At 53.6% G+C, this 12,172-nt stretch carries 11 protein-coding genes; 10 read left to right on the forward strand and 1 reads right to left on the reverse strand.

Going from position 1 to position 12,172, the window contains the following annotated elements:
* Positions 1-34 precede the first annotated feature (34 nt).
* The 6 genes from ftsY to KP014_RS16825 all read left to right on the forward strand — a co-directional run bounded on the left by ftsY (position 35) and on the right by KP014_RS16825 (position 6,452).
* A complete protein-coding gene (ftsY, locus tag KP014_RS16800; RefSeq protein WP_036598198.1) occupies positions 35-1,036 on the forward strand; it encodes a signal recognition particle-docking protein FtsY in 1,002 nt (333 codons plus the stop codon).
* Between the two features lie 492 nt (positions 1,037-1,528).
* Positions 1,529-2,992: a circularly permuted type 2 ATP-grasp protein gene (locus KP014_RS16805; protein WP_036598199.1), complete on the forward strand. Its 1,464-nt coding sequence runs from the start codon at positions 1,529-1,531 to the stop codon at positions 2,990-2,992.
* A gap of 57 nt (positions 2,993-3,049) precedes the next feature.
* Positions 3,050-4,003, forward strand: coding sequence for an alpha-E domain-containing protein (locus tag KP014_RS16810; RefSeq protein WP_036598201.1), 954 nt, complete (start codon positions 3,050-3,052; stop codon positions 4,001-4,003).
* Positions 4,000-4,866, forward strand: coding sequence for a transglutaminase family protein (locus KP014_RS16815; protein WP_036598203.1), 867 nt, complete (start codon positions 4,000-4,002; stop codon positions 4,864-4,866). The genes KP014_RS16810 and KP014_RS16815 overlap by 4 nt, the downstream gene beginning before the upstream one ends.
* A 301-nt stretch (positions 4,867-5,167) precedes the next feature.
* Positions 5,168-5,977: an SDR family oxidoreductase gene (locus KP014_RS16820; protein ID WP_036598204.1), complete on the forward strand. Its 810-nt coding sequence runs from the start codon at positions 5,168-5,170 to the stop codon at positions 5,975-5,977.
* Positions 5,978-6,071: 94 nt separating this feature from the next.
* Positions 6,072-6,452: a DnaJ family domain-containing protein gene (locus KP014_RS16825; RefSeq protein ID WP_036598206.1), complete on the forward strand. Its 381-nt coding sequence runs from the start codon at positions 6,072-6,074 to the stop codon at positions 6,450-6,452.
* Positions 6,453-6,508: 56 nt separating this feature from the next.
* On the opposite strand, the gene gluQRS is transcribed toward KP014_RS16825, so the two are convergent.
* The gene (gene gluQRS / locus KP014_RS16830) at positions 6,509-7,516 is read right to left on the reverse strand and encodes a tRNA glutamyl-Q(34) synthetase GluQRS (protein ID WP_246590520.1); all 1,008 of its coding nucleotides are present in this window, start codon (positions 7,514-7,516) and stop codon (positions 6,509-6,511) included.
* 238 nt (positions 7,517-7,754) lie between these two features.
* Here gluQRS and hrpB point away from each other — a divergent pair, with 238 nt between their 5' ends.
* The 4 genes from hrpB to KP014_RS16850 all read left to right on the forward strand — a co-directional run bounded on the left by hrpB (position 7,755) and on the right by KP014_RS16850 (position 12,141).
* A complete protein-coding gene (hrpB, locus tag KP014_RS16835) occupies positions 7,755-10,274 on the forward strand; it encodes an ATP-dependent helicase HrpB (RefSeq protein ID WP_090833955.1) in 2,520 nt (839 codons plus the stop codon).
* A 142-nt stretch (positions 10,275-10,416) separates the two neighbouring features.
* Entirely contained in the window at positions 10,417-10,917 is a 501-nt protein-coding gene (locus KP014_RS16840) for a general stress protein (protein ID WP_090833956.1), read from the forward strand.
* A 386-nt stretch (positions 10,918-11,303) separates the two neighbouring features.
* On the forward strand, positions 11,304-11,663 hold the full coding sequence (locus tag KP014_RS16845; protein WP_036605391.1) for a replication termination protein: 360 nt from the start codon (positions 11,304-11,306) through the stop codon (positions 11,661-11,663).
* 103 nt (positions 11,664-11,766) lie between these two features.
* The gene (locus KP014_RS16850) at positions 11,767-12,141 is read left to right on the forward strand and encodes a DivIVA domain-containing protein (protein ID WP_036605396.1); all 375 of its coding nucleotides are present in this window, start codon (positions 11,767-11,769) and stop codon (positions 12,139-12,141) included.
* The last annotated feature ends 31 nt before the right edge of the window (positions 12,142-12,172 follow it).

The following is a 12,172-nucleotide window of genomic DNA, read 5'->3' on the forward strand; positions in this document are numbered from 1 at the left end:
GCTTGCCATTAATAACTGAACGGAGGAACAAGAAGTGAGCTTTTTCAAGAAATTAAGAGAAAGTATTGCCGGCAAAACGGAAAGCGTAACGAAGCAGTTCCGGGAAGGTCTGGAGAAGACCCGCAAAGGGTTTGTAGAGAAAGTATCCGATCTGATTATCCGCCGCAAAAAAATCGATGAGGAGTTCTACGAGGAGCTGGAAGAAATTCTGATCGGCGCCGACGTTGGCGTAAGCACGGTCATGACGCTGGTCGAGGAACTCCGCGCCGAAGTGAAGAAGGAGCGTATTGAGGATGCCGCCGAACTGCAGCCGATTCTCTCCCGCAAGCTGATGGAGCTGCTGCGCAGTGACGATGACAACCGCCTTAATGAGAATCCGGACGGCATTACGGTTATTCTGTTCGTCGGCGTCAACGGCGTCGGCAAGACGACGACGATCGGCAAGCTGGCGCACCGCTATAAGCAGGAGGGCAAAAAAGTGCTGTTAGCCGCTGGTGATACGTTCCGTGCGGGTGCCATCGAACAGCTTGAGGTATGGGGACAGCGGGCAGGCGTGGATGTGATCAAGCAGAACCCGGGCTCCGATCCCGCTGCGGTGATGTATGATGCGGTTCAGGCCGCCAAGCAGCGCGCCGTCGATGTGCTGATCTGTGACACGGCGGGACGGCTGCAGAACAAGAGCAATCTGATGGAAGAGCTGGCCAAAATATTCCGTGTGATCCAGCGCGAGATTCCGGGCGCGCCGCATGAAGTGCTGATGGTGCTCGACGCGACGACTGGACAGAACGCGCTTGCGCAGGCCAAGCTGTTCGGCGAGAAGAGCGGCGTGACAGGGCTTGTCCTCACCAAACTGGACGGAACGGCTAAAGGCGGCATCGTTGTGGCGATCCGCCAGGAGTTGAACATTCCAGTAAAGCTGGTCGGACTTGGCGAGAAAATGGAGGATCTGCAGCCGTTCGATTCCGAACAATTCGTTCACGCTCTGTTCGCCGGTATGATTATCGATGAGAAGGATGAAGAGATTTCGGGTGATTGAGCTTACGTCCCAATAAGACACACACAGCAGCGCCGGCAAATGCCGGCGCTCTTTTGCGTATACCCAGCAAGGGACACACGCTAAAGACTAAATGTGCGGAAACCTGACATGGTACAACTGAACAATACCTGCATACGATCTGACACGACATCCTTTTTAACCTAAAAGCTGCACAATTTGTAAAAGGGTCGTAATCTTGATTGCCAGCAACTATAATATTTCATTATATGAAAAATTCATAATAGTGAAGTAATCGACCTTTCGCACATTACATTTATCTTTGATCCATTCTTACCGAACTCCATCCCGGAAAAAGAGTGCGGTTTCATCAGACCGGGGAAATGATCGTCCACCAAAAGCCTTGTTATATATATTGACATGAGGATTCGAGTTTACGTATTATGAAAATGTGATTGAATATTTTTATAAATACTGTCTTAATAAAAAGTATGATTTATTACTACATTTCAATTATTGAAAGGAGTCGGGCTCATGTCTAAACTTGATCCACTGCCCGGTCTGTCTCCGTATCCGCTGCACCATTTTTATGATGAAATGTTCGCTAGCGAACGCAGCGTCCGCCCTCATTATAAGCATGTTAACCACATGTTTGCCAGAATGAGTCCCGAAGAGCTGCAGGCCAAACAACATTTGATGCAGCGTCGCATGATGGAGGAGGGCATTACCTTTACACTGTACAACCCGGCTCAAGACCAACCCATGGAACGGACAATCCCCTTCGATATGATTCCGCGGATTATCCCTAAGGATGAGTGGGGGAAGCTTGAGGCAGGAATTATTCAGCGCGTGACGGCGCTTAATCTGTTCGTCCATGATATTTATCACGAACAATATATTATTAAGGACGGCATCGTGCCTCGCAAGATGGTCATCTCCAATTGTTATTTCCGTCCGGAAATGGCAGGACTTCGCGTTCCTGGCGGAGCCTACATTACGACTTCGGGAATCGATCTGATCCGGCATCACGACGGGAATTATTATGTACTGGAGGATAACCTGCGTACGCCGTCCGGTTTTTCCTACCTATTTAAAGGAAGATCGCTGATGAACCAACTGTTCCCCGAGCTCTCTTTCTCCAGCTCCATTCGGGATGTGGAACACAGCATCAACCGCTTTTTATCGGTTCTTCGCAGCCTTTCACCTTCGCGTACGGCAGATCCGGTTATTGCTCTTCTGACCCCGGGCCAATACAACTCCGCATACTATGAGCACGCCTTCCTCGCCCAGCAAATGGGCGTTCACCTCGTAGAGGGACGTGATTTGGTCGTTCAGGATCATAAATTATTTTTACGGGAAATGAATGGACTTAAGCGGGTGGACGTGCTGTACCGCCGGCTTGACGACGACTATATCGATCCGCTCGCCTTTGATCCCAACTCACTGCTTGGCGTACCGGGACTTATGAATGCTTATAGAGCCGGCAATGTGGCCATCGCCAATGCGCCGGGAACCGGAGTCGCCGACGATAAGGCCATGTATGTATATGTGCCTGATATGATCCGCTATTATCTGAATGAGGAACCGATTTTAAATAATGTTCCTACTTATCTGCTTTCCAAACCGGATGACCGGAAGTATGTGCTTGATAATCTGGCTGAAATGGTCGTCAAGGAAACCTCGTTGTCCGGAGGATACGGTATGCTGATCGGAAGCGAGGCAAGCAAGGAGGAGCAGGATAATTTCCGGCTCAAAATTGTTGCCGAACCGGATCGCTACATAGCTCAGCCGATCATGTCTCTGTCAAGAGCGCCGATACTTTCAGAAGGTATGATGAGTCCGCGGCATATTGATTTGAGAGCTTTTGTGCTAATGGGTGCGGACCGCAAGCCGCATGTCATTCCGGGAGGGCTGACGCGCGTGGCGATGAGGGAAGGCTCACTGGTAGTAAACTCCTCTCAAGGCGGCGGTGTTAAGGATACCTGGGTAATGTCCTAGAGAATTGGTTTAATAAGACAAAAAGAGCAACAATATAGGACGAGGGAGTGACGGTAGATGCTGAATCGAAATGCGGAAGCTTTGTTTTGGATTGGCCGTTATATGGAAAGAGCGGAGAATCATGCCAGACTGATTGATGTTCATTATCATATTCAGCAGGAAGAGGACTTTCAGGAAGAAGGGCATAAATGGTCGAGGCTGATCGATGCGATCGGCGCCAGAAATGAATACTTGCAGCAATTTGAAAGTTTTTCTGAGCCGGACGTGTTATCTTTTATTACACTTGATCTCGGCAATGCGAATTCCCTGTTCTCGTGCGTGCATCAGGCACGCAATAATTTGCGAACCCTGCGCCAGCAGCTGCCAAGCGAGCTGTGGGATATCGCCAACAGCTTCAACTTATGGCTCGGCGACCGGTCCGTTGCGGACATAATGAAAAGCCCTCATCAGTTCTATCAACAGATCAAGGAACGGACGGCTATGTTCCTGGGCGCTGAGCAGTCAGTCATGCTGCGTGGCAATGAGTGGCGGTTTATTGAAAGCGGACGATTCCTGGAAAGAGCGGAGAACACCGTCCGAATTCTGCAATCGGTAACCTTGTCCTGCCGGGATAAGGATGATACCTCTATTTATACCCAGCTTCAGGCCGTATTGAAATCGGTCAGCGGATATCAAGCGTTCCGTAGATATTTTGCGGATGCGGTATCCCCGGAATGCATTCTGGAGTTTCTGATTACGAATGCTGCATTTCCGCGTTCTGTCCGTTTTGCTTCTCATGAACTCGAACACCATCTGTCGAATATCGAAATTGATTTCTCCGACGGGGGCGAAGGCTATGAACGGGTTATCCGCCAGGCAGGAAAGATTAGAGCCGAGCTTGATTACATGGAGAAGGAAGACATAGCCGGGGAACTGGTGGATCAGGTGCTGGAGTCGCTCAAGTCTTCCTGCCTGAAGCTGGGACGAACGATGGAAGCCGCCTTTTTTCGTCAAGAAGGGATTAGGATATGAAAATTCAAATCAATCATACGACCCGGTATACTTATACGGAGCCCGTGACGGACAGTGTCAATGAGATCCGGCTGACTCCGCGGACCAATTACAGGCAATCCTGTTTTCATCATGAGGTGGAAATCTTCCCGCCGGCCAACCTGCTTACTTACGAGGATTTTTTCGGAAACCGGGTTCACGCTTACTCAGTTAACAAACCGCATACGGAGATGGTCATTCATACCCGTGCTACCGTCGTAACGGTGGACAAGGCCCAAGGCGCCGATTTGCCGAGGCTGCCATTGGAGGAGCAGATCGAACTGATGAAGGAAGAGGATTTTCAGAACCGGTATACCGAGTATATTCTGCCTACGCGTTATACGGAGGTTACGCCGGAGCTGATGGAATTCGCCTCCCAGCATCCTTTTGACGAAGCTGAAGATTTATATGAATGGACCCGGAAGCTCTCCACTACCATTTATGAACAGTTCACTTATGATCCCGGGGCGACAAGCGTCAACACGACGGTCAAAAAAGCGCTGAAACTCAAACGGGGCGTGTGTCAGGACTATGCCCATCTGATGATCGCGGTCTGCCGCAGCGTCGGACTTCCGTCAAGATATGTGAGCGGTTATCACTACGTGAGCGATCTTCAGGGCGGCAACGCCGATTTCGAGCAGGCTTCCCACGCATGGGTGGAGACGCACATACCGGGTACCGGCTGGCTGGGCTTTGACCCGACCAACGATGTGGAAGTAAACTGGCGTTACGTAAAGCTGGGGCATGGACGCGATTATAAAGATATTGTGCCGGTCAAAGGGGTATACCGCGGAATTCAAGGCCAACTGGAAGTAACGGTGGATGTACAGTTATTGGACAAATAAAAAGGGATAAAACCGCATGGATTGCAGTGTTTGATGCCATAATCAAGGCCGTTTTCGGTTCATAACCGGAGGCGGCTTTTTTGTGCAAAGACATATGTTCACCCGGGTAACCTACGAAAAATGTTCTTGGGGCGCATAGGATTGCAGACCTTCTTTTTTGGAGAAAATATTGGGGTACATCCGCTGAATCCAGGTTCGAGATAGAAATCTTTTTTTGCATGAAATGGTTAGAAAGGGAGACCCTTTGGGTAATCTTGAGACAAAGTCACTTATTACGTGAAAACGGAAGGAGAGACTAAATATGAGCCCTAATACTGGAACAAAACAGCGTTTTGCCGGAAGAACAGCCATAATTACCGGAGCGGGCTCGGGAATCGGCAGAGCTACAGCCATACAGATGGCTAGTGAAGGCGCCAATATCGCATTGTTCGATCTGGTTAACGACCGTACCTCCATTGTAGAGCGGAAGCTTAACAGCATGCGCGAAGGCTGCGCCCTCGCCGTTGATGTGGATACCTCCGATCCGGGTCGGATGGAAGAGGCTGTTCGAAGAACGGTCGAGCATTTCGGCGGGCTGGATATCGTATTCGCCAACGCCGGCATTAACGGGTCCATCGGACCCATTGAAGAATTGAGCATTGAGGACTGGCAGCGAACGCTGTCAGTGAACCTTACGGGGACGTTCCTTTCGTTAAAATACACCATTCCTCACATGAAGAAAAAAGGAAAAGGGAGCATTATTATCACTAGCTCTATCAACGGCAACCGTCGGTTCGCAAGCTTCGGATTTTCGCCCTACAGCACGACGAAGGCCGGGCAGGTGGCTTTTGCCAAAATGGCGGCTCTGGAGCTGGCGAAGTTTAAAGTCAGGGTAAACGTTATTTCTCCGGGGGCTATTGCCACCAATATTGATGAAAGCACCGAGCCCAATGAAGAACTGGAATCGATCATTATCCCGATGGAGTTCCCGGAAGGACAACAGCCCCTGGCCGACGGACCGGGCAAACCGGAAGATGTCGCAAAGCTAGTCTGCTTTCTTGCTTCGGATGAATCGTCTCATATTACCGGAGCGCAGATCGTCATTGATGGCGCCGAGTCGCTGCTGACTTAAGGACGGCATATGAGTGGAAGCGGGACAACGCATATCTATGCTAAAATAAAGCCAGGCGCGTTAGCGCCGGACCATGATAAAGGAGGCGGTGGAAATGGCCGTAATGTCTTGGTTGGCTGAGCAGCGGATTGAAGAGGCGATGCGAAAAGGCGAATTCCGGAATTTGCCGGGCCATGGAAAACCGCTGGAATTGGAAGATATGTCAGGGGTGCCCGAAGAGCTGCGAATGTCGTTCAAGATTATGAAGAATGCCGGACTTCTTCCTGAAGAACTGCAGCTGCGGGCGGAATGTGCGACCCTTGAGAATCTGCTTGCCGCATGTCTTGATGACGGAGCAGAGAAGCGCACACTTGGCCGCAGACTGACGGAAAAGAAACTGCGGCTGGAGGAGCTTCTCCGGCAGCGCGGGCTCGATGGAAGCGCCGCATTCTCGCAATACGGGGAACAAATCCGGATGAGGTTGGATAAAGATTGAATCAGTATGAACCCGGATGCCTTGACGCTTGCTTTAGCAGCGGCAGGGCATTTTTTTTATTTCTCCTGCTGACCCAGTGAGGGATGCAGTCTGCCTAGCATGTCCGGAGTGACGACATTGTCATCCCGGGAGATCCGTTCCAATCGGAAGGATTGGATCAGATCATCCGGTGAGACCTGGAGCGGTTCGGGCAGCAGACCGGCTGCCCAGGCGAGCCAGCCGGTTACGGTCTGAGGTGCCACACCGGCTTCGCGCAGCTCCGCAAGCGTAATTCCTCCATGACGTTTGGCCAACCGCCGTCCGTCACGATCCATGAGGAGCGGGACATGGGCAAACCGCGGCGGCTTCCAGCCCAGCGCTTCGTAGAGCATGAGTTGGCGGGGCGTGGAATCGAGCAGATCGGCTCCGCGAAGCACATCCGTAATGCCCATCAGGGCATCATCTACGACGACGGCAAGCTGATACGAGAAGATGCCGTCGGCTCGCCGCACGATGAAGTCTCCTCCGGCAGCGGCATTGATCCGGCGGTTTCCAGCCACACCGTCGGTAAAAGAAATCTCACCGGATGGCACGGCGAAGCGAAGGGATGGTGTCTTGCTTAAGGAACGGCGCCCGGCTTCCTCGGGAGACAGGTGGCGGCAAGTTCCGGGATACACCGGGCCTTCCGAAGCAAGACCGTGAGGAGCGGCGGCTGCCGCCAGAATATCGTGGCGGCTGCAGTAGCAGGGGTACAGTCTTCCCCCGGCTTTCAACCGGTCCAACGCCGCCTCGTACAGCTTCAGCCGCTCGCTTTGAACATAGGGTCCATAAGGACCGCCGACATCTGGCCCTTCGTCCCAGTCGAGACCGAGCCAGCGAAGATCTTCTACAATATGCCGTGCGTATTCCGGACGGCAGCGGGCCGTGTCAATATCCTCCATGCGGAGCACTAGCTTTCCGTTCCGGCTGCGGATTTGCAGCCAAGCCATCAGAGCGGCCAGGGCGTTGCCGATATGAATGTTGCCGGATGGCGAGGGGGCGAAGCGGCCGCGAACGCTGCCGGCCGGATCAATATCAGTGAACAAGGGAGAACCCTCCTTGAGAACCGGTTAAAGTATTACTTGCGAAAGCGGGAAGTTTTTCAGAGACCAAGAGCCAGACCTATGCGTTATTCACCGCTCTTGAATTTTTCCAGCGTTTCGCCCATGATTACAATAACTGAACCGTGTCTTTCTTACTCAATATTTCATTGTAATTCACGGATGAAGCAATTGCCAGCTTAGATGAACATTATTCATTCTTAACTGATATCGGAGCGATCAAATGAGTACACTTCCAATTATGCAGATCATGCCTGAACTTAAAAATATACTTGCGGCCTCCTCTTCCGCTGTCCTTATCGCAGAACCGGGAGCGGGCAAGACAACGATGACGCCGCTCGCGCTGCTGGACGAGCCGTGGATGAAGGGCAAAACGATGCTCATGCTGGAACCCAGACGGCTTGCAGCCAGAGCGGCGGCAGCCTATATGGCGTCCTGTCTCGGCGAACAAGCAGGTCAAACCGTGGGCTACCGGATGCGCATGGACAGCAGGACGGGTCCTAACACGCGCATTATCGTCGTAACCGAAGGTGTCCTGACCCGGATGCTTCAGGATGACCCTTCGCTTGGCGATACCGGCCTTGTAATCTTTGATGAGTTCCACGAGCGCAGCCTGAATGCGGATCTGGGTCTTGCGCTCTCGCTGGAGACGCAGGCTGTGCTCCGTGAGGATCTCAAGATCCTCGTAATGTCGGCAACGCTGGACGGAGAGAAGGTCTCTGCGCTGCTTGGCGGCGCTCCGGTAGTCCGGTGTCCCGGCAGAGTATTTCCCGTAGAAACCGTTTACGCGCCCCCGGCAGCAGCAACCCCTCTTGAAAAAGCCGCGGGGAATGCGGTTAGACGCGCGCTGGCCGAGGAGCCCGGCGACATCCTGCTGTTTCTCCCGGGCGAGAGAGAAATCCGCAGGACGGAGTCGGAGCTGCGATCCGGCGCTCTGCCCGGTAACGTGGCGCTTCGTCCGCTCTACGGCCAGCTGCCGCAGGCCGAGCAGGACAGCGCCGTTGCGCCGGCTGCGCAGGGCCAGCGGAAGGTCGTGCTGGCGACCTCCATCGCCGAGACAAGCCTAACGATCGAGGGAGTCCGGACCGTGATCGATTCCGGGCTGCGGCGCACGCAGCGGTTCTCACCGAGAACGGGCATGCCGCGCTTGGAGACGCTTCCGATTTCCAAGGCATCGGCGGATCAGCGGCGCGGCCGGGCGGGCCGGACCGCCCCAGGCGTCTGCTACCGGCTCTGGAGCCGGGAAGAGCACGACCGCCTGCCGGAATCGGACGCGCCGGAGATTCTGGAGGCCGATCTGGCCGGCCTCGCTCTGGAGCTGGCGCTGTGGGGCGTGCGCGACCCCGCCCAGCTGGCCTGGCTTGACGCGCCGCCGCCCGCGCCGTACGCGCAGGCGACCGCGCTGCTGCGCCAGCTCGGCGCCCTGGACGCCGCCGGCGCCATTACCCCGCACGGCCGGCGGCTGGCCGCGCTGGGCACGCACCCCCGCGCCGCGCACATGCTGCTGCGCGCGGCCGGGCTTGGCGCAGCGCCGCTCGCCTGCCGGCTGGCGGCGCTGCTGCAGGAGCGGGACCCGCTGCGCGGTCCCGTCTCGGGCAGCTGCGACCTCACGCTGCGCGTGGAGGCGCTGCTGCGGTATGAAGCCTCCGCCGGGCGTGACGCAGGCGGAGGCGATCCTGCGGCTCTGCGCGCCGCTGCGCGGGCGAGCCGCGCATTGGAGGCGCAGCTGCGGGCTGCTGCGCCAGAGCGCGGTCTTTCCGCCGCCGAAGAACCGGCGGATGCTTCCCTCAGCGGCCTGCTGCTGTCGTTCGCCTATCCCGACCGGATCGGGCAGCGCAGGGGTGGGGGAGCTTTTCTGCTCTCCGGCGGACGCGGCGCGGCAATGGGGGAGAGCCAGCACCTTGCTCGCGAGCCTTATATCGTTGCCGTCTCCGTTGATGACAAGGGAACGCAGAGCCGGATCATGCTCGCTGCTGCCGTTGATGAGAGGGATCTGCTGGAGCATCACGCGGATATAGTGTCGGAGCTCGCTGAAGTATACTGGGATGATGAAAGCAAGAGCGTCAAATCCCGCCACCGCACCATGCTCGGCGAACTCACCCTTAAGGAGTCCGGTCATGAACGTCCTTCACCGGAAGAAGCTGCGAGGGTTCTGATGCAGGTGATTTTCGGGGAAGGTCTAAGACTGCTTCCTTGGGACAAGGGAACTCTGCAGCTAAGAGAACGCTTGGCGTTTATGCACCGGCTTGACCCTGCCTGGCCGGATGTGTCCGATGATGGACTTTCAGGGAGCATGGAAGAGTGGCTGCTTCCCTATCTGCACGGCTGCCGCAGTCTTCGCGATGTCCAGCGTCTGCCGCTGCGCGAGGCGCTTGACAGTATGCTGGACTGGGAACGGAAACGGCGGCTGGATCAGGAGGCTCCAACGCATATCGCGGTTCCCAGCGGATCACGGATTGCCGTTGACTACAGCGACCCGGCCGCGCCGGTGCTGGCCGTGAAGCTGCAAGAGATGTTCGGGCAGCGGGAAACCCCGCGAATTGGAGCGGGAAGAGTGCCCGTACTGCTTCATCTGCTGTCTCCGGCACGGCGCCCGGTTCAGGTGACTGCCGATCTCGCCAGCTTCTGGAATAACACATATTTTGAAGTCAAGAAAGATTTAAAGGGACGATATCCCAAACATTATTGGCCGGAAGATCCGCTTCAGGCCATACCGACCCACCGCACACGGCCGGTCAAATAAATTACAGGAAAGCAGTCGCTTGCCTGTATTCTACCTTCATTTATGTCACTTTGAAGCTTGTCCTTCTCTCTTTCGCCATGTTTGGAAATGCGGACGAAGGGTAATATAACTAACGTACACCTAAGAATAAGGAGGACTTCAAGTGACAAAGAAGATTGTTGGCGTATTCGATACGGGACTCGAGGCAACCAAAGCGATACAGCAATTGCAGGCCAAAGGCATCCGCAGTGAAGATATATCAGTGGTCACACGGGATCGCGAAGATCTGAGGATGATTACGGAGGAGACGGATACAATGGCTCCGGAAGGAGTCGCCACAGGAGCAGCAACTGGCGGAGTAGTCGGAGGGATTGCCGGCCTGCTGGCCGGGATTGGCGCGTTAGCCATTCCGGGCATTGGCCCGATTATCGCAGCAGGCCCGATTGCAGGCGCATTGACCGGCGCAGCGGTAGGAGCGGGCGCAGGCGGCCTGGTGGGCGGACTTGTCGGCTTGGGCATACCCGAAGAGGAAGCCAGAGAATATGAGGGCTATGTTGAACAAGGCAAGATTCTGGTTCTTGTAGACGACGACGGCCTCGATGCCCAAATATCCGATATATTCCGTAATAACCCCACACTGAAGGCTACCCGTATCGATCGATGATTTCGGATAACGACCCGAAATTCATTAAACGGAACAAGCTATAAAATTAGCGTATTTCCCAATCATTTTGAATAAAAAGAGGTTGTATTTCCCAATTAATGAAAATATGGGATACACAACCTCTTTTTTTGCGCGTGAAAATTAAGTTAACGGATCATCCCCAAACATGTATCGTTCTATAGACAACCTTTCATCATATGAAAAATTCATAATAGAAAAAATAATAAACGCTCCCCAGACCATACTACCTTATTCATCAATAATTCTATCCAGCAGCAAACTCACTCTTGAAAAAGTCCCCGGGCAAATCATCCAAAAGTCATATTGTGAAATTTGATAAACAGTGATTATATAGAGATATTGAGAATAAACGGAGGAGGTCTTTCATGGCTTTTATGATTGCCCAAAGGGCGTTTATCAAGCTGTATCTTATTACCATGGTCGAACAGCATCACGGCTACGGCTATCAAATGCTCGAGGATATGCGGAGAGATTTTAAAAGTCATGGCTACAACCCACCGCAGAGCGAGATCTACCGTGCCCTCCACGAGTTGGTGCAGCAGGGCATTCTATACCGGACCAAACAGCTCAAGGGAAATGATCCCAAAGTTGATTTCCAGGAAATTGTTCTTTATCATTTCACGCCGGACGGAGCCGAGAAAGCGAAGCTGTACAAGAAGCAGGTAAAGACCGATCTTGACCGGTGCCTGGGCATACTAAACAAAGCGGTAGCAGACAATTATTAAAAGCACTCAGCCCGGCACGGGACGGTGATATTTCCAGCCAGTCCCCGCCCTGATATAATAAGTAAAGCTGAATGAGAACCAGTCAACGATGGAGGTAGTTTAGATGGATGAACATATGAAGCGAAGACTGGACAAGCAGAGAAAGCTGTTCAGTCAGCTTGGGATTGCGCTTGATGCGTTAACCATTCATGAGAAAGAGTTCAGTATGAAATTACGCGGATACGATCCGGAGGAAGTAGATACTTTTTTGGACAGTGTCATTAAGGACTATGAGCGGTTCTATGCAACCATCGCTGATTTAATGGACAAATGGCAGGAGCAGCAGATCACTCTGCGCGAAATGAAAGCTGAAAATAAGCAGACACCGCCGCCCGTTATCCGGGGAATCGATCCGAAAGAGATCGAAGAGACCATTCTCAGGCTTGAGGCCGGCGTCCGCCAGCTTAAGGAACGCGTTCAGCGCAGTGAGATCATTTAGCCTCCGGACTTGTACAGAAAATAATGGCTCA

This window comes from Paenibacillus sophorae, assembly GCF_018966525.1.
Taxonomy (GTDB): domain Bacteria; phylum Bacillota; class Bacilli; order Paenibacillales; family Paenibacillaceae; genus Paenibacillus_AQ; species Paenibacillus_AQ sophorae.